Annotated in this window: 21 protein-coding genes and 1 pseudogene; 19 read left to right on the forward strand and 3 right to left on the reverse strand. The window is 65.5% G+C overall.

What is annotated here, in order from left to right; genetic code table 11:
* Positions 1–45 precede the first annotated feature (45 nt).
* The 10 genes from ACE103_RS13260 (at position 46) to ACE103_RS13305 (ending at position 10648) form a co-directional block, all read left to right on the forward strand.
* The gene (locus tag ACE103_RS13260; protein WP_375779781.1) at positions 46–720 is read left to right on the forward strand and encodes a spermidine synthase; all 675 of its coding nucleotides are present in this window, start codon (positions 46–48) and stop codon (positions 718–720) included.
* A gap of 122 nt (positions 721–842) precedes the next feature.
* Positions 843–1730 (forward strand): helix-turn-helix domain-containing protein, encoded by an 888-nt coding sequence (locus ACE103_RS13265; protein ID WP_375779782.1) that lies wholly within the window; start codon positions 843–845, stop codon positions 1728–1730.
* Between the two features lie 169 nt (positions 1731–1899).
* On the forward strand, positions 1900–3024 hold the full coding sequence (locus ACE103_RS13270) for a maleylacetate reductase (protein ID WP_375779783.1): 1125 nt from the start codon (positions 1900–1902) through the stop codon (positions 3022–3024).
* A gap of 25 nt (positions 3025–3049) precedes the next feature.
* Positions 3050–3952 (forward strand): intradiol ring-cleavage dioxygenase, encoded by a 903-nt coding sequence (locus ACE103_RS13275; RefSeq protein WP_375779784.1) that lies wholly within the window; start codon positions 3050–3052, stop codon positions 3950–3952.
* 35 nt (positions 3953–3987) lie between these two features.
* Positions 3988–5778, forward strand: coding sequence for an FAD-dependent oxidoreductase (locus ACE103_RS13280; RefSeq protein ID WP_375779785.1), 1791 nt, complete (start codon positions 3988–3990; stop codon positions 5776–5778).
* A 79-nt stretch (positions 5779–5857) separates the two neighbouring features.
* Positions 5858–7183 (forward strand): ABC transporter substrate-binding protein, encoded by a 1326-nt coding sequence (locus ACE103_RS13285; protein ID WP_375779786.1) that lies wholly within the window; start codon positions 5858–5860, stop codon positions 7181–7183.
* An 85-nt stretch (positions 7184–7268) separates the two neighbouring features.
* Positions 7269–7982 carry an ABC transporter ATP-binding protein gene (locus ACE103_RS13290; RefSeq protein WP_375779787.1) on the forward strand — a complete coding sequence of 238 codons (714 nt, stop codon included), beginning with the start codon at positions 7269–7271 and terminating at the stop codon, positions 7980–7982.
* A complete protein-coding gene (locus tag ACE103_RS13295) occupies positions 7979–8683 on the forward strand; it encodes an ABC transporter ATP-binding protein (protein WP_375779788.1) in 705 nt (234 codons plus the stop codon). Before ACE103_RS13290 ends, ACE103_RS13295 begins: the two co-directional genes overlap by 4 nt.
* 7 nt (positions 8684–8690) lie before the next feature.
* Entirely contained in the window at positions 8691–9557 is an 867-nt protein-coding gene (locus ACE103_RS13300) for a branched-chain amino acid ABC transporter permease (protein ID WP_375779789.1), read from the forward strand.
* Entirely contained in the window at positions 9554–10648 is a 1095-nt protein-coding gene (locus ACE103_RS13305) for a branched-chain amino acid ABC transporter permease (protein WP_375779790.1), read from the forward strand. The genes ACE103_RS13300 and ACE103_RS13305 overlap by 4 nt, the downstream gene beginning before the upstream one ends.
* Positions 10649–10789: 141 nt before the next feature.
* Here the strand turns inward: ACE103_RS13305 and ACE103_RS13310 are convergent.
* The 3 genes and pseudogenes from ACE103_RS13310 to ACE103_RS13320 form a co-directional block, all read right to left on the reverse strand.
* Positions 10790–11720: pseudogene (locus ACE103_RS13310) on the reverse strand (IS110 family transposase).
* 269 nt (positions 11721–11989) lie between these two features.
* Positions 11990–12385, reverse strand: coding sequence for a nuclear transport factor 2 family protein (locus ACE103_RS13315; protein WP_223970779.1), 396 nt, complete (start codon positions 12383–12385; stop codon positions 11990–11992).
* 188 nt (positions 12386–12573) lie between these two features.
* A complete protein-coding gene (locus tag ACE103_RS13320) occupies positions 12574–13494 on the reverse strand; it encodes an alpha/beta fold hydrolase (RefSeq protein WP_375779791.1) in 921 nt (306 codons plus the stop codon).
* A 181-nt stretch (positions 13495–13675) separates the two neighbouring features.
* Between ACE103_RS13320 and ACE103_RS13325 the strand changes: the two genes are divergently transcribed.
* From ACE103_RS13325 to paaB, 9 genes are all read left to right on the forward strand, one after another.
* Positions 13676–14059 carry a hypothetical protein gene (locus ACE103_RS13325; RefSeq protein WP_223970681.1) on the forward strand — a complete coding sequence of 128 codons (384 nt, stop codon included), beginning with the start codon at positions 13676–13678 and terminating at the stop codon, positions 14057–14059.
* The gene (locus ACE103_RS13330) at positions 14056–15138 is read left to right on the forward strand and encodes a PHA/PHB synthase family protein (RefSeq protein ID WP_375779792.1); all 1083 of its coding nucleotides are present in this window, start codon (positions 14056–14058) and stop codon (positions 15136–15138) included. Before ACE103_RS13325 ends, ACE103_RS13330 begins: the two co-directional genes overlap by 4 nt.
* Positions 15135–15731 carry a GNAT family N-acetyltransferase gene (locus tag ACE103_RS13335; RefSeq protein WP_375779793.1) on the forward strand — a complete coding sequence of 199 codons (597 nt, stop codon included), beginning with the start codon at positions 15135–15137 and terminating at the stop codon, positions 15729–15731. Before ACE103_RS13330 ends, ACE103_RS13335 begins: the two co-directional genes overlap by 4 nt.
* A gap of 181 nt (positions 15732–15912) precedes the next feature.
* Complete coding sequence (locus tag ACE103_RS13340; protein WP_223970684.1) at positions 15913–16389, forward strand: phasin; 477 nt, start codon at positions 15913–15915, stop codon at positions 16387–16389.
* Positions 16390–16604: 215 nt separating this feature from the next.
* On the forward strand, positions 16605–17888 hold the full coding sequence (locus ACE103_RS13345; protein WP_375779794.1) for a DUF445 domain-containing protein: 1284 nt from the start codon (positions 16605–16607) through the stop codon (positions 17886–17888).
* Between the two features lie 204 nt (positions 17889–18092).
* On the forward strand, positions 18093–18863 hold the full coding sequence (locus tag ACE103_RS13350; RefSeq protein ID WP_375779795.1) for an esterase/lipase family protein: 771 nt from the start codon (positions 18093–18095) through the stop codon (positions 18861–18863).
* Between the two features lie 206 nt (positions 18864–19069).
* Positions 19070–19939 carry a phenylacetic acid degradation operon negative regulatory protein PaaX gene (gene paaX, locus ACE103_RS13355; protein ID WP_375779796.1) on the forward strand — a complete coding sequence of 290 codons (870 nt, stop codon included), beginning with the start codon at positions 19070–19072 and terminating at the stop codon, positions 19937–19939.
* A 76-nt stretch (positions 19940–20015) separates the two neighbouring features.
* Positions 20016–21008, forward strand: a complete 993-nt coding sequence (paaA, locus tag ACE103_RS13360; protein ID WP_375779797.1) for a 1,2-phenylacetyl-CoA epoxidase subunit PaaA — start codon at positions 20016–20018, stop codon at positions 21006–21008.
* Positions 21009–21021: 13 nt separating this feature from the next.
* Entirely contained in the window at positions 21022–21309 is a 288-nt protein-coding gene (gene paaB / locus ACE103_RS13365; protein WP_223970694.1) for a 1,2-phenylacetyl-CoA epoxidase subunit PaaB, read from the forward strand.
* The last annotated feature ends 77 nt before the right edge of the window (positions 21310–21386 follow it).

Here is a 21386-nt window from a genome sequence, read left to right on the forward strand (position 1 = left end):
CTCGGCGCCTTCGGCAAAGGTGCGGGCCATGCTACAAGCCGCCGCATGATTCCCTGGGAAAAGATCGATACCGCGCGCATTCCCGGCACCGAAGGTGAATTGCGCCTGATGCGGCGCGGCCGCGAGTTCTCGATCATGCTCGGCACCAACGAGCTGATGAACAGCCGCCTGTCGGGCTCGGAAGCTGCGCTGGCGACGCTCGCCGCGAAGAAGATCGAGAAGGTCACACGGCCGCGTTTTCTGATCGGCGGCCTCGGCATGGGCTTTACGCTGCGGGCCGCGCTCGCCGTGCTTGGAGCCGAGGCACAAATCGTGGTGGCCGAGCTGGTGCCGTCGGTCGTTGCATGGGCGAGGGGTCCGATGGCGGAGATCTTCGGCGACAGCCTGAACGATCCGCGCGTCAGCGTCCAGGAGGTGGATGTCGCTGATGTGATCGAGCGCAATCCGCGCACCTACGATGCCATTCTCCTCGACGTCGATAACGGCCCGGAAGGTCTGACCCGCAAGGCCAATGACGCGCTGTATGACATCTCCGGGCTCAGGATCGCACACGCCGCCTTGCGGCACGGCGGCGTGCTCGCCGTCTGGTCGTCCGGTCCAAATGCCAAGTTCCCGAAATCGCTGTCCCGCGCCGGGTTCGCCGTCAACGAGATTGCCGTCCGCGCCACGGGCCGCGGCCGCGGCGTGCGCCACGTGATCTGGATCGCGGTCAAGGATTAGCAGGCGGCGCTATTGCGGCGCAGCAAGGCCGCCGGGAGCACCATTCGGTTCGATTGTGTTGAAAAGCGAGTGCCGTTGGGTTTCACTCGCGGCACCGAAGCCTCGAGCCCTTGGTCTGTCTGATGCAGCCGACGTCGAATTTTGGGGTGCAGGAGACGCACGGGATCCTGGACCGCTTCCAGGCCGAATTCCGCGGCTCGAGCGAGGGGCTCGGCTGGTCGTCCGCGTATGCCTCGGTCCAGCGCGAGCGGCCGTTTGACGGGCACTTCCACGCGCTGTCCGACAATCTGATGGTGCTGCACCGGGGTGGCCCGGTCGAGATCACCTATGTGATGGACGGCAAGTCGGTTGCCCGGCAGATTCCGCGCGGCGGGGTGTTCTTCCTGCCGGCGGGACACGCCTGCAACGTGGTGCTGCGCGAGGCGCTGGAATCCACGCATATCTATCTGCGCTCCGACCTGTTCGCGGGCCGGGACGGGGCGCCGAGCCTGATCGGCGGGCTCGCGCCGATGCTGGGCGATCAGGATTCTGTGCTGGAGCATCTCGCCGCGGCGATCGGCGACACCATCACCAGCGGCCTGCCGGCCTCGTCGCTGTTCGTCGATCCGATCGCGCAGGCGATCGCCAATCGCTTCGTCGCAATCAATTTCCACAAGCCGAGCGTGGAGGCCGGCAAGCATCCGAACCTGCTTAGCAACCGGCAGATGGCCCGGATCCGCGAATTCGTCGACACCAACCTGGATACCGATATCCGGCTCGACCAGCTTGCAGAACTATGCGGCCGCAGCACCGAATATTTCGTGCGCCTGTTCAAGGCGACCAGCGGCATCTCGCCCTACCAGTACGTGCTCAATCTGCGCATCGAGCGCGCCCGGGCGCTGCTCGCCGACGAGACGCAAAGCCTCGCCGACATCGCGCTGGCCTGCGGCTTCTCCCATCAGGAGCATTTCACCCGCATGTTCCGCCGCTTCACCGGCGTGACGCCGGGGCGCTACCGCCGCAGCCACTAGCGCGCGGCCGGCGGTTCGGACGGGCAGGGGCGCTAGCCCGAGCCTACGGATAATTTTTCCGGTTTCGTGCAGATTTTCTCCGGTTTCGTGCAGGCCCGCCGGGGCCGCCCGCCGCTAGCTTTCTCCCAACAAGACGAGACTGCCGGTTCGCCGGCTTGGGAGAAATGCCATGAGCATCGCAGTGCCTGATGCCGTACGCCCGCCCGTCGTGGCGGCCGGAGATGCCGGCAGCGGCACATTTGCCTATTGCTCGCAGCAATATCGCGTGGTGTTCGGCGCCGGCACCTCGGCGCGGCTTGGCGAGGAGAGCGAGCGCCTTGGTATCAAGCGGGCGCTGGTGCTGACCACAAGCGAGCAGCAGGATCTCGGGCGACGGCTCGGCGCAGGCCTCGGCGACCGGCTCGCAGGGCTGTTTTCCGGCGCACGCATGCATACGCCGGTCGAGGTCACCAACGAGGCGCTTCGCATCGTCGAGTCCCGCGACATCGACGGGCTGGTCGCGATCGGCGGCGGCTCGACAGTCGGGCTCGGCAAGGCGCTGTCGCTGCGCACGGGGCTGCCGCACATCGCGATGCCGACCACCTATGCCGGCTCCGAAATGACGCCGATCCTTGGCGAGACCAGCAACGGCATAAAGACCACGCAGCATTCCCAGGACCTGGTGCCGGACACCGTCATCTACGACGTCGATCTCACCGTGAGCCTGCCGCCGCACATCTCCGCCGCCAGCGGCATGAATGCGATCGCCCACGCCGTCGAGGCGCTCTATGCGCCCGACGCCAATCCGCTGACCTCGCTGATGGCGGAGGACGGCATCGCCGCGCTCGCCCGCGCGCTGCCGCGCATCATGACGGTGCCGGACGATCCCGGCGCTCGGCGCGACGCGCTCTATGGCGCCTGGCTGTGCGGTGCCTGCCTCGGCGCGGTCGGGATGTCGCTGCACCATAAGCTCTGCCACGTGCTCGGCGGCATGTTCAACCTGCCGCATGCCGAAACCCACGCGATCGTGCTGCCCCACGCGGCCGCCTACAACGCCGCCGCGGCGCCGGAAGCGATGAGCCGTGTCGCACGAGCGTTGCACAGCGCCAACGCCCCGCAGGGCCTATTTGATCTTGCCCGGCAGCTCGCGCTGCCGCGCCGGCTCTCCGACATCGGGATGCCCGAGGACGGCATCGCCCGCGCCGCCGAGATGGCGGTGCGCAACCCCTATGCCAACCCAAGACCTGTGGAGCGCGCCGCAATCCAGGACCTGATCGCGGCAGCCTGGCGCGGCGATGCGCCCGTGCAGCACTGACATCTCCAAATCAAAGGACAACACGATGGCCAATTTCAACGAGCACGACCTCACCGACGAGGTGATCAGCAGCTTCGCCAACACGCCGAACACGCGGCTCAAGTTCCTCATCGAGGAGACGGTCAAGTCGCTGCACGATCTGGTGCGTCGCACCGAGCTCACTTTCGAGGAATGGAATCAGGCGATCGAATTCCTGACCCGCACCGGCCAGACCTGCACCCCGCGGCGCCAGGAATTCATCCTGCTCTCCGACGTGCTCGGCGTTTCGATGCTGGTCGACGCGGTCAATCACCGTGAGCGCGAGGGCGCCACCGAGACCACGGTGCTCGGCCCGTTCTATGTCGGCGAGCACCGCGTCACGCCGCACGACGCCAACATCTCGGAAGGCATCGACGGCGAAGTGATGTTCGTGCAGAGCCGCGTGACAGATTTGGCCGGCAAGCCGCTCGCCGGTGCCGAGATCGATGTCTGGCACGCCGACGACGACGGCTTCTACGATTCGCAGAAGGCGGACTATGCGGCGCACGGCCCGTCGCTGCGCGCGCGTTTCGTGACGGATGCGGACGGCCGCTTCTCGTTCCGCACCATTCTGCCGTGCAGCTATCCGATCCCGACCGACGGCCCGGTCGGCGATCTCATCGCCGCGACGAAACGTCATCCGATGCGGCCGGCGCATGTGCACTTCCTGGTCAAGGCCGAAGGCTACGAGCCGCTGATCACCCACGTCTTCCTCGATGGCGACGAATATCTGCGCAGCGACGTGGTGTTCGGCGTCAAGGACGAGCTCATCGCGCGCGTCGAGCCGCGCAGCGAGCCGGCGCTGCCCAACGGCGAGCGGGTCTCCGGCCCGTGGCACCTGATGTCCTACGACTTCCAGATGCGGCCCGGCGCAGGCCTGGTGCCGAAGCCGATGATGGCCGCGGAATGACGATCGCAACCGACAAGACGACCAGGGAGAGGACCATGACCAGCAAACCGATTGAGACCGACGTCCTTGTCGTCGGCAGTGGCCCGGCCGGCGCGACGGCGGCGGCGCTGCTCGGCATGTACGGCGTCAAGCACATCCTGGTGACCAAATATAGCTGGCTGGCCGATACGCCGCGCGCCCATATCACCAACCAGCGCGCGATGGAGGTGCTGCGCGATCTCGGCCTCGAGGAGAAGGCCGTGGCGCAGGCCGTGCCGCAGCATCTGATGGCCAACAACGTGTTCTGCGAGAGCCTCGCCGGCGAGGAGTTCGGCCGGCTGTATTCCTGGGGCAATCATCCCTCGCGCAAGGCGGATTACGATCTCGCCAGTCCCGCGCGCATCTGCGATCTGCCGCAGAATTTCCTCGAGCCGATCCTGATCGAGGCCGCCGGCCAGCGCGGCACCTCGCTGTGCTTCAACACCGAGTTCGTCGACCTGGTGCAGGATGCCGACGGCGTCACCGCGACGGTGAAGGATCGCCTGTCCGGTGAGACCACTCAGATCCGCGCCAAATACCTGATCGGCGCCGACGGTGGCCGCAGCCGGGTTGCCGAAGTGATCGGGCTGCCGATGGAGGGCCAGATGGGCCGCGCCGGCAGCATGAACATCATCGTGCAGGCGGATTTGAGCAAGTACGTCGCGCACCGGCCGAGCGTGCTGTACTGGGTGCTGCAGCCCGGAGCCGAGATCGGCGGCATCGGTGCCGGCCTGATCCGAATGGTGCGGCCGTGGAGCGAATGGCTGATCATCTGGGGCTACGACATCGAGCAGGGCGAGCGCAAGCTCTCTGATGACGAGGCGATCTCGATCGTCCGCAATCTGGTCGGCGACGAGACGCTCGAGGTCAAGGTGCGCTCCACCTCGACCTGGACAGTGAACGAGATGTATGCCGGCCACTACGCGTCGGGCCGCGTGTTCTGCGTCGGCGACGCCGTGCACCGCCATCCGCCGACCAACGGCCTCGGCTCCAACACCTCGATCCAGGATTCCTTCAATCTGTGCTGGAAGCTGAAGCTGGTGCTCGAAGGTCAGGCGGCACCGTCGCTGCTCGAAACCTATTCGGCCGAGCGCCAGCCGGTCGGCAAGCAGATCGTGACCCGCGCCAACGAGAGCATCGGCGACTTCCCGCCGATCTTCGAGGCGGTGGGCCTCGTCGCCTCGACCGATCCGGCCGAAGCACGCAAGGCGATCGCCGCGCGCAAGGCGCCGACCGCCGAGGGCAAGGCGCGCCGCAAGAAGCTCTATGAGGCCATCGCCAACAAGAGCTACGAGTTCAACTGTCACGGCGTCGAGATGAACCAGCGCTACGGCTCGACCGCCGTGGTGTCCGACGGCACGCCGATGCCGGCGTTCACCCGCGACCACGAGCTCTATTATCAGGCCACCACCTGGCCCGGTGCGCATTTGCCGCATGTCTGGGTCGAGCATCAGGGCGAGCGAAAGTCGACGCTCGATCTCACCGGCAAGGGCCGTTTCACGCTGCTCACCGGAATCGGCGGCGACGGCTGGAAGGCGGCTGCCGCCGCGGTCGAGAAGGCCTACGGCTTGCCGGTCGACGTCGTCACCATCGGCCCGCAAGGCTGCGATGCGCTCGACATCTATGCCGACTGGTATCGCCAGAGCGAGGTCGACGAGGACGGCTGCGTGCTGGTGCGTCCCGACATGTACGTCGCCTGGCGCGCCAGGGAGGCGGCGGCTGACGCCTCCGATGTGCTGCTCGACGTGTTCGGCCAGATCCTCGGCCGCAGCGCGAAGGCGCAGACGAAGTCCGTCGCCGCCGGGTGATGCGGCGCGACGCCGGCAGTTTCTAAAAATGGACTGAACGGCAGCCGGCTTGAAACCGGCTTGCCTCAAGGGAGGGGAAATGACCAAGGACCATTTGAACGTCATGTCTTGCGATCGCCGCCGTGTGCTGCAGGGCATCGCCGGCGGTTTCGCTGCCGCAGGCACGACGACGTTGCTCGCGCCGGCCGTGCGCGCGGCCAACAAGCCGATCAGGATCGGCTATGTCTCGCCCAAGAGCGGACCATTGGCTGCCTTCGCCGAAGCCGACGATTTCGTGCTCGGCGAATTCCGAAAATTCATCAAGGATGGCGTCAAGGTCGGATCGCAGACCTATCCGGTCGAGGTGGTGACCAAGGACAGCCAGTCGAATCCGAACCGCGCCGCTGAAGTCGCCAAGGAACTGATCACCCGCGACAATGTCAGCCTGATCGTGGTCGGCGCCACGCCTGAGACCAACAACCCCGTGGCGACGCAGTGCGAACTCGAGCAGGTGCCGTGCATCTCCACCGTCGCACCGTGGCAGACCAATTTCATCGGCCGCCAGGCCAATCCGGGCGATCCGAAGAGCTGGAAGCCATTCGACTACACCTTCCACTATTTCTGGGGGCTAGAGGACGTGATCGGCGTCTTCACCAGCATGTGGAGCCAGGTCGCGACCAACAAATCGGTCGGCGCGCTGTTTCCGAACGATGCCGACGGCAACGCATGGGGCGACACCACGATCGGCTTCCCGCCGGTCATGGCCAAGCAGGGCTTCAAGCTGACCGATCCCGGCCGCTTCCAGAATCTCACCGATGATTTCAGCTCGCAGATCGCTGCATTTCGAGGGGCCGACGCCGAGATCATCACCGGCGTGATCATTCCGCCCGATTTCACCACGTTCTGGAATCAGGCGCGGCAGAAGGGGCTGAAGCCGAAAGTCGTCTCGGTCGCCAAGGCGTTGCTGTTCCCGGCATCGGTGCAGGCGCTCGGCAAGGGCGGCAACAACATCTCGACCGAGGTGTGGTGGACCCCGACGCATCCCTACAAATCGAGTCTCAGCGGCGTCAGCGCAGCCGATCTCGCCAAGGGATATGAGCAGGCCTCCGGCAAGCAATGGACCCAGCCGATCGGCTTCGTGCATTCGCTGTTCGAGGTCGCGATCGATGCGATCAAGCGCTCCGGCGATCCGGCCGATGGCGCGGCGCTGGCGAAAGCGATCGGCGCCACCAAGCTCGACACCATCGTGGGCCAGGTCGCGTTCGGCTCCAGCGCGGTGCCGCCGTTCGCGGCGAAGAACATCGCCAAGACGCCGCTGGTCGGCGGCCAATGGCGGCTCAACGGCGACAAGTACAGCATGGTGATCACGGACAACAAGCTGGCGCCGCAGATCCCGCTCGGCGGCGACATGCAGGCGCTGAGCTAGCAAGCGCGTTCCGGACGAATTGTTCATCGGAGATGCGCGGGCCACCCGCGCATCTCCTCGAAGCAAATGGATGCGGTGAGCGACCATGCTCGAACTCCATGCCGTCTCGAAGAGGTTCGGCGCCATCGTCGTTGCCGACGCGATCGATCTGACGCTGTCCTCCGGCGAGGCGCTGGGCGTGATCGGGCCGAACGGCGCCGGCAAATCGACGCTGTTCAACCTGATCACCGGACTGCTGCGGCCGGATGCCGGCCGCATCGTCCTCGATGGCGTCGACATCACGGCTCTCTCGCCCGAGGCACGCTGCCGCGCCGGCATCGGACGCTCGTTCCAGATCCCGCAACCGTTCGATCACCTCTCGGTGTTCGAGAACCTTGCGGTCGCCGCCCAATTCGGCGGCGGCCTCTCGGAGGCCGATGCGATCCAGCATTGCGGCCGCATGCTTGATCTGACCGGCCTCGAGGCCAAGGCCAATCGACTGGCGGGAAGCCTGCCGCTGCTCGATCGCAAGCGGCTCGAGCTGGCGCGGGCGCTCGCCACCAGGCCGCGCACGCTGCTGCTCGACGAGATCGCAGGCGGTCTCACCGATGCCGAATGTCATGAACTGGTCGAGACCATCCGCACCATCCATGCCGAAGGTGTCGGCATCATCTGGATCGAGCATGTGGTGCATGCGCTGCTCGCGGTGGTGCAGCGGCTGGTGGTGCTGAACTTCGGCAAGATCGTCGCGCAAGGCGTGCCATCAGAGGTGATGCGCTCGCGTGAGGTCGAGACCATCTACATGGGAGTGCCGGCATGACCGCGCTGCTCAATGTCACCGCGCTCGATGCGTTCTATGGCGACTTCCAGGCGCTGTTCGGCATCGATTTCGAACTGGCGGAGGGCGAGGCGGTCGCGGTGATCGGCGCCAACGGCGCCGGCAAGTCGACCATGCTGAAGTCGCTAGCCGGGCTCGTGAAGAACCGTTCCGATGCGATTCGCCTCGGCGGGCGGACAATCGGTGATGCATCCGCCGCCAGCATCGTGCGGCTCGGCCTTGCGCTGGTCCCCGAAGGCCGCCAGCTGTTTCCTTCTCTGAGCGTCGAGGAGAACCTGCTGATCGGCGCCTATGGCGGCGAACGAACAACTCCGTGGGATCTCGCGGCGGTCTACCGGATGTTCCCGGTGCTGAAGGAGCGGCGGCGCGGTGCCGTCACGGCGCTGTCGGGCGGTCAGCAACAGATGGTCGCGATCGGCCGCGCGCTGATGTCGAACCCACAGGTCCTGCTGTGCGACGAGATCAGCCTCGGCCTCGCGCCGATCGTGGTGGAGGACATCTACCGCATGCTGCCGCAGATTCGCTCGGGCGGCACCGCGGTCGTGCTGGTCGAGCAGGACATCGCCCGCGCACTGCGCGCCGCCGATCGGTTCTACTGTTTGCAGGAGGGTCGGGTGACGCTGGGCGGACGGCCCAAGGATGTGGATCAGAACACGATCCGCGCAGCCTATTTCGGAGCATGAGGGAGCCATGAGCGGGTTCGATACCATCATCGAAGGTGTGCTGCTCGGCGGCGTCTATGCGCTGTTCGCGCTCGGCCTGTCGCTGATCTTCGGCATCATGCGCCTGGTCAATCTGGCCCATGGCGACCTGATCCTGCTTGCGGCCTATCTGGTGCTGAGCGCGACCACGGCGCTCGGCTTGCCGCTTGCGGCCGCAGCCCTGCTGGTGGTCGTAACGATGTTCGTGCTCGGCTTCGTGTTGCAGCGGCTGGTGCTGGAGCGGGTGCTCGGCGACGACATCCTGCCGCCGCTGCTCGTCACCTTCGGCCTGTCGATCGTGATCCAGAACGGACTGCTGCTCGGCTACGGCGCGGACAGCCGCCGGCTGCAGGCAGGCGCCTTCGAATCCTCGTCGGTGACGCTGGTCCCCGGCCTGAGCGTTGGCCTCGCGCCGCTGACGGCACTGGTGACGGCGATCGCCGCCGTCGCGCTGTTGCAGCTCATCTTCTATCGCACCTCGCTCGGCCGCGCCTTCCGCGCAACCGCCGACAATCCCGCGATTGCGCAGTTGATGGGCGTCAACGAGCGCAATGTCTATGCGATTGCAGTCGGGCTCTCGCTCGCGGTGTCGGTGATCGCCGCTGTCGTGTTCGGCATCCGCGCCAGCTTCGATCCGTCGATCGGCCCGGCGCGGCTGCTCTATGCGTTCGAGGCCGTGATCATCGGCGGCCTCGGCAGCCTGTGGGGGACGCTGGCGGGCGGCATCGTGCTCGGGCTCGCCCAGGCGATCGGCGGGCGGATCAATCCGGAGTGGCAGATCCTGGCCGGCCATCTCGCCTTCCTTGCGGTGCTGATGGTGCGGCCGCGCGGTCTGTTTCCGGCGAGGCGGACATGAGCGTCGAGAGCATCGATATCCCGACAAGCCGGGAGCAGCGCGCGGCGGGCGCGCCGGTGTGGCAAGTTCGCGTCGGCACGCGCTTGTCGCGCGGTGCGGCCGTCGCCGGCATCGTGCTGGTCGTGGTGCTTGCGGCGCTGCCGGCGATCGCTTCGCGCAATTTGATCCAGGATCTGATCTTCGTCCTCACCATGCTGACGCTGGCGCAGCTCTGGAACGTGCTGGCCGGCTGGGGCGGGCTGGTGTCGGTCGGGCAGCAGGCGTTTGTCGGGCTCGGCGCCTATGCGCTGTTCGCCGGCATCGTGATGGCCGGGCTCGATCCCGTTGCGGCGATCCCGCTCGCCGGCCTGTTCGCCGCACTGATCGCGGCGGTGCTCGGGCCGCTGCTGTTCCGGCTGGAAGGGCCGTATTTCGCCATCGGCAGCTGGGTCGCGGCCGAAGCGCTGCGGCTGATCTGCGCCCAGTTCAAGTCGCTCGGCGGCGGCACCGGGATGTCGATCTCGCCGGGCGAATTGTCGCAGATGTTCGGGCTCAAGGCGGTGCAGGCACTGCTCGGATTGCGTCCGGCGGCCGCGCGCGACGTGCTGGTCTACTGGCTGGCGCTGCTGCTCGCCGTGCTGGTCACGCTCGGCATCTACGCCTTCATCCGTTCGCGCCACGGCCTCGCGCTGGCGGCAAGCCGCGACAACGCGGCCGCGGCGCGTAGCGTTGGCGTGCGGACCGCTAGGATTCGCCATGTTCTTTGGATCGCGGTCGCCTTCGCTACCGGCATGGTCGGCGCGGTGGTCTATCTGCAGAAGGCGCGCATCTCGCCTGACGCCGCCTTCAGCGTCACCGACTGGACCGCCTATGTGATCTTCATCGTCGTGATCGGCGGGGTGCGCACCATCGAAGGCCCGATGGTCGGTGTGCTCCTGCTGTGGGGGCTCGTTACGTATCTCGCCCAGTATGGCAGCCTGTATCTGGTCGTGCTCGGCACGCTCGCCATCCTGATCATGCTGTTCATGCCAAGGGGCGTGTGGGGTGCCGCGGCGCGGCGCTGGCAGATGCAACTATTCCCGACACAGCGCTGGCTCGGCCGCAGCCGGTAGGTCCGGCTCCGCGATCCCACGTCCTCACACCGTCACCCTGAGGAGCGCGCCCTTGCGCGCGTCTCGAAGGGTCGACGGCCACCAGCCGGGCCGTCGATCCTTCGAGACGCGCTTCGCGCTCCTCAGCGACTGTGTTCTTCGTCAAGCGGGTTGCCATGGTTTTTGGTCCCTGAGCATGGCGTTGAGGGTGGTGAGAACTTTGCGCGCAACGGCGATGAGGGCGACCATCTTGGGCTTTCCAGCGGTCACCAGGCGCCGATAGAAGACCTTGAGCTGCGGATGGTACCGGCTGGCCGACAGAGCGGCCATGTAGAGCCCGGCGCGCAGCTTGGCTCTTCCGCCGCCGATCATGCTCTTGCCCTTCCAGCGGCCCGACTGGCGGGTGAACGGGGCAAGACCGGCGAGGCTCGCGATCTGGCGCCGATTGAGTGCGCCGAGCTCCGGCACCTCGGCAAGGAAGGTCCGCGCGAGGGTGTTGCTCACGCCAGGAAAGCTGACCAGCAGTTCCTCCTTGGCGCGCCAGACTGGCGAGCCGCGCACCAGCGTGTCGATGTCGTTGTCGATCTCCGGCAGCTCCTTCTCGAGGACCTTGATATGGCGGGCAAGGCTCTTGCGGACGCGGACGTTCTCGGCCCGCCTCGCGCTGACGCTCGGCAACGATCATCTCGATGATCTGCCGTCGGCGACTGACCAGTTCAGCCAGCAGCCGAGCTTCCTGATCCGGCATGGCACGTGGCTCCGGCTTTACGGCCTCGACAAACCGCGCGATGACTGCCGCATCGATCGGGTCCGTCTTGGCACGCTGACCAACCGCCTGCGCGAAGTGCCGGATCTGGGCCGGATTGACCACCACCAGCGGCAGCTGGGCGCCCGCCAGCGCAGCAGCGACGATGGTCTCGAAGCCGCCGGTTGCCTCCACCGCAATCAGCGCCGGCGAGATCACCTGCAAGCGCGCAACGAGCTCTTCCAAGCCTTTGCCGTCACGCGCCACGGCAAAGACTTCCCCGCTCGGACGCACATGCACGTCCAGCCGGTCCTTCGACACATCAATGCCAACGTAGATCGCGTCCATCTGCACCCCTCCTTGCGCAACCGGGCTCGCCAGGCGGCCCTCGCGACTGTTCGGGTTCAATGGAACAACGGACGGGGCGCCGCGCTGAGGCACGGGCTTCAAAGCCCTTGGATGAAGCGGTCTCCCGTCCGCTACCGCACCGGACATTCTATCCGATCCGGCGATTCGAGACTTACAAGGATGACGGGATTGACGGCGACGCGTCGTCTTTGGATTTCGCCAGGGCGACGTCGGACTTTTGTCTCGCTAGCGCCTGTGCTCTTGGAGCCTCAGAACATCGTGTTGCTGTTCGCCGGATTTTCCGGCACCGGCTGCACCACGTCCCAATGCTCGACGATCTTGCCATCCTCGAGCTTGAAGATGTCGACGATCGCATTGCCGCGGGTGCCGGGCTCGCGCACGGCGTGGACGTGCAGGATCACGTAGTCGCCATCGACGAAGGAGCGCTTGATCTCGCTATGCGAGTTCGGAAACTTCTCGCGCAGGAAGCCGATGAACTTGCGGAAGCCTTCGGGGCCATCGGCCGCGCCGGGATTGTGCTGCACATAGCGGTTGCCGACATAGGCGAGCGCCGCGTCGGCATCCTTCTGGTTCAGCCCCTTCTCGTAGAAGGCCAGCACCGCCTTGCGGTTGGCTTCCTGCTGCGCGTCGCTGGTGGCGGCCATCGCGGCGGAAGACGCAAGCGCGAGGAGGAGAGCGGCGACCGCTGTCCGCGGCCGGAGGATGGTCTTCATCTGGGGACTCCGAGGCTGATGGCGCGCGACCCGCGCGGTGGATAGCGCTCTCTACAGCCTCCATGTCGTGCCCGGAAGAACGCACTCCTGGCTCACATGGTCACCGGAAGATACCTGCCTTACGCCGCCTTCACTGCCGCCCCATGCGCATGCTTGTCGATCGCGTCGATGATCTGCGGCCACATCGGGATCGGCAATGCGTGCCCCATGCCCTCGACCATCAGGAGCTTTGCACCGGGGATCGAGACTGCGGTGTCCTTGCCGCCTTCCGGATGCACCAGCGGATCGACCGTGCCGTGGATCACCAGCGTCGGTGCCTTGACGCTGCGCAGCCGCTCCTTGCGGCTGCCGGAGGCGAGGATGGCGCGCAGCTGGCGGCCGACGCCCTCCGGATTGAGACCGCGCTCAAAGGTGCGCCGCGCGCGCTCGGGGTCGAGCGCCTCGTCCTCGGGGAACGACCCGTTGCGCAGCACCTTCCAGGTCTGGCCGAAGCGCACGAAGTACTCCTCCTTGCTCTTCGGCGGCGGCGCCATCAGCACCGCGGTCGCCTCGCGGGTCGGCCCCGGCACCTTCGGATTGCCGGTGGTCGACATGATCGAGGTCAGCGATCGCACGCGCTCGGGGAAGGTGATCGCAACCTCCTGCGCGATCATGCCGCCCATCGAGGCGCCGACCAGATGCGCGGTGCGGATGCCGAGCGTGTCCATCAAGCCGATGGTGTCGCGCGCCATGTCGGCCAGCCGGTAGGGCGCTGCGACCGGGATCTTCAGGAAGCGCAGCTTGAGCAGCTCGAGCGCGGTCAGCCGCTTGCCGCCGCTCATCCGGGAGGATTTGCCGATATCCCTGTTGTCGAACCGGATCACGCGAAACCCGCGCGCCGCGAGCTGGCGGCAGAACTCGTCGTCCCAATGGATCATCTGGGCGCCGAGGCCCATGATCAGGAGCAGCGGCTCGGCGTTCGCATCGCCAAAAACCTCGTAGCAGATGTCGATGCCATTGGCGCGGGCGAGCTGCGGTGGCTGATGGGCGAGCGTGGTCACGGGCGTCCTCTCCTGGATTCGCGGTCAGGAACCTCCATGCTGCCACGGATTGACGCAGCGCAGAAGAGCGCCGATGTCGCCGGGCGCGCCGCGCAGTTGACCGATCAGCGGCAACAGTGTCGTATGGCACAAACAAACGGAAGCGCAGCAAGCGCTCGGAATTGGTGTGGAGGAGCGCCGCATGGCCGACAAGGGCAACGACCCTGCCGTGATCTGGCAGACGATGATTGGCGAGATGGAGAAGGGGTTCAACTCCTTCGGCAGTCAGTTGATGACCTCGCCTGAATTCTCGAAGGTGATGAATCAGGCCGGCAGCGCTGCGGCGGGTGCGCAGAAGCAGCTCGGCGAGCTGATGGAGAAATATCTGCTGGCGATGAACCTGCCGAGCCGGGCCCAGCTCGTCGGCATGGCCGAGCGTTTGCAGTCGATGGAGACCCAGCTCAACGAGATCAAGACGCTGCTGCAGCAGGTGCATCACAATTCGCTGGCACCGGATGATGGCCATGGCGCAACGCCGCGGCCGCCGCGCACCAGGCGCCCGCCATCGGAGGGAGACAGCAAATGAATGCTCCCACCGGGTTAGATTTCGCCTCGATTTCCGAGCGGGTCCAGTCCGAGGTGCAGCGCGCGATCCAGCGCAGCATCAAGGGCGTCGAGTATTTCTCGAGCTCCGGCCCCGAGCTCGGCTCGACGCCGAAGGACGTTCTGTATTCGCGCGGCACCATGAACCTCTATCACTACCGGACGCAGTCCGACGAAGTCTATCGCGTGCCGGTCCTGATCGTGATGGCGACCACCAATCGCGGCTACATCCTCGACCTGGTGCCGGGGCAGAGCTTGATCGAGTTCCTGCTGAAGCGCGGCTTCGACGTCTACATGCTGGACTGGACCGCGCCGAAGCCGGAGGAAAAATCGCTGCGGATGGAGGATTACGTCCTCGATTTCATCCCGGAATCGGTCCGCCGGGTGCAGCAGGATTCCGGCGAGAAGGACGTCTCGGTGATCGGCTATTGCTTCGGCGGCGTACTGTCGCTGCTCTATGGCTCGATCTTCAGCGACGGGCCGATGAAGAATTTGATCTGCTTCACCACGCCGATCGATTTCCGCGAGATGAAGCTGTTCTCGAATTTCGCCGATCGCCGCTATTTCGACGTCGACCGCCTGATCGACAGCACCGGCAACATGCCGCCCGAACTGATCCTGCAATCGTTCGACATGCTGCGGCCGGCCGCGCGCGTCGTCGGCCAGATCCAGCTCTGGGACAACATCTGGAACGACGAGTTCGTCAAGTCGTACCGGATGTTCGACCGCTGGGCGACCGACACGCTGCCGCTGGCCGGCGAATACTTCCGCGCCATCACCAAGGACCTGATGTGGGACAACAAGCTCTACAACGACACCATGACGGTCGGCGGCCGCGCGGCGAACCTCGCCGACATCAAGGTGCCGATCCTGCACGCGGTCGCCGAGCACGACCACATCGTGCCGTATGACGCGGCAAAGCACCTGATCACCAAGATCGGCTCCGAGGACAAGGAGGAGGTGATGCTGAAAGGCGGTCACGTCTCGCTGGTCGCCGGCGCCAATGCAATCAAGCGGCTGTGGCCGAAACTGGACACCTGGTTGAGCAAGAGATCGACATGACCGAACAACGTTCCTATCCGCGCCACGTCAAGACCGAGGCCGGCGACATCGAGTTTCGCCTGATGAAGCGGGCCGACGAGGCCGCGGTGCTAGCCTTCGCGCAGAAACTGCCGACGCATGATCTGCTGTTCCTGCCGCGCAACATCAGCCAGCCGAAGGTGTTGTCGGCCTGGATCAACGAGATCGAGCGCGGCGACATCACGAGCCTGCTTGCGATCAAGGACGGCAAGGTGGTCGGCTGCGGCACCCTGGTGCGCGATCCACATTCCTGGTCGCCGCATGTCGGCGAGATCCGGATGGTGGTGTCGCTCGACGTGCGCGGGCAGGGGGTCGGCCGGGCGCTGTCGCAGGAGACGTTCGCTATTGCCCTTGGCGCCGGGCTGGAGAAGTTCTCGGTGCAGATGACAGTCGATCAGCGGGCGGCGATCGCGCTGTTCGAAAGCCTCGGCTTCAAGGCGGAGGCCCTGCTGCGCGACCATGTCCGCGACGTCGAGGGCAAGGCCCACGATATCGTCGTGCTCGGGCATAATGTGGCGCAAGTCCGGGCGCAGATGGAGGCCTACGGCGTCTCCGAGGCGGTTGGCGGTAATTAGAAACCGGTATCCGCCGGTTCGTTAGGCAATCTGCCGGATATTCATCCTGTTCACACGCTCGTGATATCGCGCTGCAACATTGATGTTGCGGCGCACCATGGATTGTGACACAACAGCCTTGCCCCGGGCCAAACCGGACGGGGTGAGCCCATAGCTCAAACCTGAGGATGGAGAGACCCCAATGACCACCGAAACCAATTCCGTGCTGAACAGCGTCAAGGAAGCCTTCGCGCCCGTCACCGAGGCGTTCACCAAGCTCCAGAACATGGAAGTTCCGGAAGCCGCCCGTGAGTTCGTGAAGAAGCAGGCCGAGGCCGCCAAGACCCGCGCCGCCGACGCGTATGCCGGCTCCGAGAAGGTGACCAACGTGATCGAGACCGCCGTTGCCGGTTCGGTGACCGAAGCCGCCAAGATCAGCCGCAACATCCAGCAGGCGCTCTACCAGGACGCCGAGGCGTTCTTCGCGGGCATCGACAAGCTCGCTTCCGCCAAGTCGCTGAGCGAAGCTGCCCAGATCCAGTCGGACATGGTCCGTGCGCGTGGCGAACTGTTCGTCTCGCGGGCGAAGGCGACCACCGAGTATCTCGGCAAGCTCGTCACCGACGGTGCGAAGACCGCGCAGGACAACTTCTCGAAGGTCTACAGCAAGACCGCCTGATCGCGCTTGCACTGACCGCTGCCCTTTTCGAAGGCCCGCCATTTTGCGGGCCTTCTTTTTTGCCCGGCATAGTTCGTGGTATCCACCGTCATTCCGGACGACGCGCAGCGGCGATCCGGAATCTCGAGATTCCGGGTTCGTGCTTCGCACGCCCCGGAATGACGGCGGTGGGGGCATCGCGCTATGGTTGATCCAATCGACCTTCGAAAGCCGTCATGACCCTTCCCGCCGCCCTCATCGCAACGCCCGTCGATGCCGAACGCGCCGCCGAACTGCGGCGCGTGAAATGGCTGGCGACCGGCGTGCTGGCGGCAACCCTCGTCATCTTCGTCGCATCAAAGGCGCTGCTGCGGGTGCATCCCGCCTTCGGCTTCATCGCGGCATTTGCCGAGGCCGCGACCATCGGCGGGCTCGCCGACTGGTATGCCGTCGTCGCCCTGTTCAAGCGGCCGCTGGGGCTGCCGATCCCGCACACTGCGATCATCCAGAGCAACCAGGAACGCATCGCCGAGAAGCTCGGCGAATTCATCGAGAACAACTTTCTGGAATCCGGCCCGGTCGAGGCCAAGCTGCGCGAGATCGATTTCGGCAGCTTCATCGCCGATTGGCTGCGCGACCGCAAACGTTCGGAGGATCTCGCCCGCTTCGTGCTGCGGATGCTGCCCGAAGCGTTTGCGGCGACCGAGAGCTCGGGCCTGATGCAATTCATCAGCCGCCGCGTCACGACCCAGGTGCTCTCGATCGACCTTGCGCCGCTTGCGGCCGGCGCGCTGCGCGGCTTCGTGCAGGAGGGCAAGCATGGCGGCCTGCTCGACGACCTGCTGCGCGTGCTGCACCAGACGCTGACGCAACAGGAGACCATGGCCGTGATCCGCGACAAGGTCCGCGCGGAGATGCCGACGCTCTTGAGGCTCTATCGCGCCGACAAGTTCGTGGTGAACCGGATCATCGCCTCGGCCACGAAATTCTTCGAAGAGGTGCGCAACGATCCGCAGCATCCGTTCCGCGGCGAGTTCGACCGCATGCTGCTGTCCTTCGTCGACCGGCTCGGTAGCGACAAGGCATTCGCCGATCGCATCGACGGTCTCAAGCGCGATCTGATGGCGCGGCCGGAACTCGCCAATCTCGGGCGCACGATCTGGGCCAACGTCAAGGATTTCATTGAGCGCAGCGCCTCGGGCGAGTCGCAGGTGCTGCAGCATCAGCTGGCGCGGATGTTCGTCGAGGCCGGCGACGCGCTCGACGGCGATGCCGAGCTGCGCGCTGAAATCAACCAGGGCCTGGTCGCGATCCTGCGCTCGGTCGTTGCCGAACAGAAGAGCGGTGTCTCGACCTTCATCGCCGACCAGATGAAGAGCTGGGACATGGAGCAGTTGATCTCGTTGATCGAGGTCAATGTCGGCAAGGACCTGCAATACATCCGCTTCAACGGCTCGCTGATCGGCGGGCTTGCTGGTTTGGCACTTTACACGCTGGAATATGTGCTGCGGCTGCTGTGACCGATTGGGCACGGAGGTCACTTAAGTTGTGGCAAGTGTGACCTGGGCCGCTTGCACCAAAGTGATCGGTTCCTTAGCTTTTCAAGGTTGATTGTTGCGTTGCGGAACGATTCCGCCGGGTTTGCGTCAATCCTGTTGACCCATTTCCGTTGATTCCATTGCCGGCCGCCGAGACGTCAGGGGCCGTGCCGAAGAGGAGTTGAAATGTCCGTTGCTGCGCAGACGCTACGCCCGCCGTCCAGGACACTGATGTTCCTGGAAGGCCGCGCCATTCACGAGCTCGGTGCCTTTCTTGGTGCATTGCCGCTGCTGAGCCTCGCGCCGCGCGGCGATGGGCATCCGGTGCTGGTGCTGCCCGGGCTGATCGCCTCCGACATGTCGACGCGCCCGCTGCGCGACTTCCTCAAGAGCAAGGGCTACGCCGTCAGCGGCTGGCGTCAGGGCCGCAACCTCGGGCTGCGCGCCGGCGTGCAGGACGGGATGGTCGATCTGCTGCAGGAGATGAATGAGACCAGCGGCCGCAAGGTCTCGGTGATCGGCTGGAGCCTCGGCGGCCTCTACGCGCGCCAGCTCGCCAAGATGATGCCTGAGCGCGTGCGCCAGGTGATCACCCTCGGCAGCCCGTTTGCCGCGGGCCCGAAGTCGACCAACGCCTGGCGCGTCTACGAGATGGCCAGCGGGCGCCGCGCCGACGAAGAGGATTCCCGTTTCGGCGGCTCGCTCGCCAGCGCGCCGCCGGTGCCGACCACCGCGATCTTCAGCCGTACCGACGGCGTCTGCGCCTGGCAGGGTTGCCGCGAGCAGGCCTCGTCGATGACCGACAGCATCGAGGTCGAGAGCAGCCATTGCGGCATGGGCCATCATCCGGCCGTGGTCTACGCGGTCGCCGATCGCCTCGCGCAGAAGGACGGCGAGTGGGCGCCGTTCGATCGCAGCGGCTGGCGCAGCCTGGTCTATCCGGATCCCAACCGCTGATTGCTCTTCTTAGCCTCGCCCCGCTTGCGGGGAGAGGCCGGAGCGCATCGCAGATGCGATCCGGGTGAGGGGGAGTCTCCACGAGCCGTCTCTCACCGTTCTTGCTGACGCAGCCCCTCACCCCAACCCTCTCCCCGCAAGAGCGGGGCGAGGGGGCTCAAGCACTCGCATTGTCGTGAATCGACAAAACGCGCTATGCGTTGGGCATGCCACAGCCGCTTGCCCGTATCGTCGATCAGCTGAAGCGCGAGCCGTCACGCACCGGCTCGATCATCATCACCGTATTCGGCGATTCCATCGTGCCGCGCGGCGGCTCGGTATGGCTCGGCACGCTGCTCGAATTCTTCAAGTCGCTCGACATCGACGGCAATGTGGTGCGCACCGCGATGTCGCGGCTCGCCGCCGACGGCTGGCTCGAGCGCAGCAAGGTCGGCCGCAACAGTTTCTATCGCTTGAATGCGAAGGGGCGGCAGACATTCGACACCGCGACACGGCACATCTACGATCCGCCGCCGTCGGACTGGACCGGCCGCTTCGAACTGCTGTTGATCGGCAATGCCGAGGACCGCGACGCCGCGCGCGAGGCGTTGAAGAATGCCGGCTTCGGCAGCCCGTTGCCCGGCGTGTGGGTCGCGCCGTCGGGCGCACCGATCCCCGATGAAGCGTCGCGCGCGATCCGTCTCGAAGTGTCGGCGGAAGATGACAGCGGGCGCAGGCTGCTCAGCGAGAGCTGGCCGCTCGACCGCACCGCGGACGCCTATCTGAAGTTCATGAAGACGGTCGAGCCGCTGCACGGCTGGATCGTCAGAGGCGATAAGCTGACCGACGCAGACGCCTTCACCGCGCGCATTCTGTTGATCCATCACTACCGCCGGGTCGTGCTGCGCGATCCGTTGCTGCCGTATCAATTGCTGCCGAAGGATTGGCCGGGCAGGGCAGCGCGGAAACTCTGCGGCGAGATCTATCGCGGGCTGCTTCCGCCGTCGGAACAATGGCTTGACGACCATGCAACCAATGAGGACGGGCCGCTGCCGAAGCCCAACGGGGCCGTGGCGCGGCGTTTCGAGGGCGTCTGAACATATTACAAAAACTTCTTGCCTTATGAAATTTGTGTTATATATTCCTGCCTAACAACACACTGGGAGGTCGGCCATGTATACGCAGGCGCTCAATTCATCCGATGGCGACGATCGCGGCGTCGAGGACGTCGCCCGTGCCAATCAGTTCCAGGCCCGCATCGATGCCGACGAGCGCATCGAGCCGAACGACTGGATGCCGGCGGCCTACCGCAAGACGCTGACCCGGCAGATTTCCCAGCACGCCCATTCCGAAATCGTCGGCATGCTGCCGGAGGGCAACTGGATCACCCGCGCGCCGTCGCTGCGCCGCAAGGCAGCGCTGCTCGCCAAGGTGCAGGACGAATGCGGCCACGGTCTCTATCTCTACGCCGCCGCCGAGACGCTCGGCACCTCGCGCGAAGAGCTCGTCGACGGCATGCTCTCGGGCAAGGCGAAATATTCCTCGATCTTCAATTACCCGACCCTGACCTGGGCCGACATCGGCACGATCGGCTGGCTGGTCGACGGCGCGGCGATCATGAACCAGATCCCGCTGTGCCGCTGCTCCTACGGTCCCTATGCACGCGCGATGATCCGCGTCTGCAAGGAAGAGTCGTTCCATCAGCGTCAGGGTTTCGAGATCATGGTGACGCTGTGCCGCGGCACCGCGGAGCAGAAGGCGATGGCGCAGAACGCGCTCGATCGCTGGTGGTGGCCGGTGCTGATGATGTTCGGCCCGCCGGACCAGGTCAGCCAGCACAGCGACACATCGACCAAGTGGAAGATCAAGCGCTTCTCCAACGACGAGCTGCGCCAGAAATTCATCGACGCCACCGTGCCGCAGGCCGAGTTCCTCGGGCTCACAATTCCCGATCCCGGCATGAAGCAGAACGAGAGCGGCAATTGGGTGCACAGCCCGATCGACTGGGACGAGTTCAAGCAGGTGCTGGCCGGCAACGGCCCCTGCAACCGCGATCGCCTCGCCGCGCGCCGCAAGGCGCATGAGGAAGGCGCCTGGGTGCGCGAGGCCGCGATGGCCTATGCCGAGAAGCGCAAGAGCCGCCAGCTCGCGCAAGCCGCAGAATAAGGGAGCGCTAGAGATGGCCACGCCGAACGTTCCGCTCTGGGAAGTCTTCATCCGCAGCCGCAATGGGCTTGCGCACAAGCATGTCGGTTCGCTGCATGCGACCGACGCGACGCTTGCGCTACAGGCAGCGCGCGACATCTACACCCGCCGCGGCGAGGGGCTGTCGATCTGGGTGGTGCCCTCGAATGCGATCACCGCGTCCGATCCGGCCGAGAAGGGCATGATGTTCGAGCCGGCGGAAACCAAGATCTACCGCCACCCGACCTTCTACGACGTCCCCGACGAAGTCGGACATATGTGAATTTCACCCGTCATGGTGAGGAGGCGCGCAGCGCCGTCTCGAACCATGACGCCCCGATCGTAATTGTGGCCATCCTT

Source organism: Bradyrhizobium sp. ma5, assembly GCF_042258955.1.
GTDB lineage: Bacteria > Pseudomonadota > Alphaproteobacteria > Rhizobiales > Xanthobacteraceae > Bradyrhizobium.

Excerpts from the sequence above, each read along its gene's own strand:
- ACE103_RS13260 (WP_375779781.1), top strand. The coding sequence starts at position 46 with ATGATTCCCTGGGAAAAGATCGATACCGCGCGCATTCCCGGCACCGAA.
- ACE103_RS13265 (WP_375779782.1), top strand. The coding sequence starts at position 843 with ATGCAGCCGACGTCGAATTTTGGGGTGCAGGAGACGCACGGGATCCTG.
- ACE103_RS13270 (WP_375779783.1), top strand. The coding sequence starts at position 1,900 with ATGAGCATCGCAGTGCCTGATGCCGTACGCCCGCCCGTCGTGGCGGCC.
- ACE103_RS13275 (WP_375779784.1), top strand. The coding sequence starts at position 3,050 with ATGGCCAATTTCAACGAGCACGACCTCACCGACGAGGTGATCAGCAGC.
- ACE103_RS13280 (WP_375779785.1), top strand. The coding sequence starts at position 3,988 with ATGACCAGCAAACCGATTGAGACCGACGTCCTTGTCGTCGGCAGTGGC.
- ACE103_RS13285 (WP_375779786.1), top strand. The coding sequence starts at position 5,858 with ATGACCAAGGACCATTTGAACGTCATGTCTTGCGATCGCCGCCGTGTG.
- ACE103_RS13290 (WP_375779787.1), top strand. The coding sequence starts at position 7,269 with ATGCTCGAACTCCATGCCGTCTCGAAGAGGTTCGGCGCCATCGTCGTT.
- ACE103_RS13295 (WP_375779788.1), top strand. The coding sequence starts at position 7,979 with ATGACCGCGCTGCTCAATGTCACCGCGCTCGATGCGTTCTATGGCGAC.
- ACE103_RS13300 (WP_375779789.1), top strand. The coding sequence starts at position 8,691 with ATGAGCGGGTTCGATACCATCATCGAAGGTGTGCTGCTCGGCGGCGTC.
- ACE103_RS13305 (WP_375779790.1), top strand. The coding sequence starts at position 9,554 with ATGAGCGTCGAGAGCATCGATATCCCGACAAGCCGGGAGCAGCGCGCG.
- ACE103_RS13315 (WP_223970779.1), bottom strand. The coding sequence starts at position 12,385 with ATGGCCGCCACCAGCGACGCGCAGCAGGAAGCCAACCGCAAGGCGGTG.
- ACE103_RS13325 (WP_223970681.1), top strand. The coding sequence starts at position 13,676 with ATGGCCGACAAGGGCAACGACCCTGCCGTGATCTGGCAGACGATGATT.
- ACE103_RS13330 (WP_375779792.1), top strand. The coding sequence starts at position 14,056 with ATGAATGCTCCCACCGGGTTAGATTTCGCCTCGATTTCCGAGCGGGTC.
- ACE103_RS13335 (WP_375779793.1), top strand. The coding sequence starts at position 15,135 with ATGACCGAACAACGTTCCTATCCGCGCCACGTCAAGACCGAGGCCGGC.
- ACE103_RS13340 (WP_223970684.1), top strand. The coding sequence starts at position 15,913 with ATGACCACCGAAACCAATTCCGTGCTGAACAGCGTCAAGGAAGCCTTC.
- ACE103_RS13345 (WP_375779794.1), top strand. The coding sequence starts at position 16,605 with ATGACCCTTCCCGCCGCCCTCATCGCAACGCCCGTCGATGCCGAACGC.
- ACE103_RS13350 (WP_375779795.1), top strand. The coding sequence starts at position 18,093 with ATGTCCGTTGCTGCGCAGACGCTACGCCCGCCGTCCAGGACACTGATG.
- paaX (WP_375779796.1), top strand. The coding sequence starts at position 19,070 with ATGCCACAGCCGCTTGCCCGTATCGTCGATCAGCTGAAGCGCGAGCCG.
- paaA (WP_375779797.1), top strand. The coding sequence starts at position 20,016 with ATGTATACGCAGGCGCTCAATTCATCCGATGGCGACGATCGCGGCGTC.
- paaB (WP_223970694.1), top strand. The coding sequence starts at position 21,022 with ATGGCCACGCCGAACGTTCCGCTCTGGGAAGTCTTCATCCGCAGCCGC.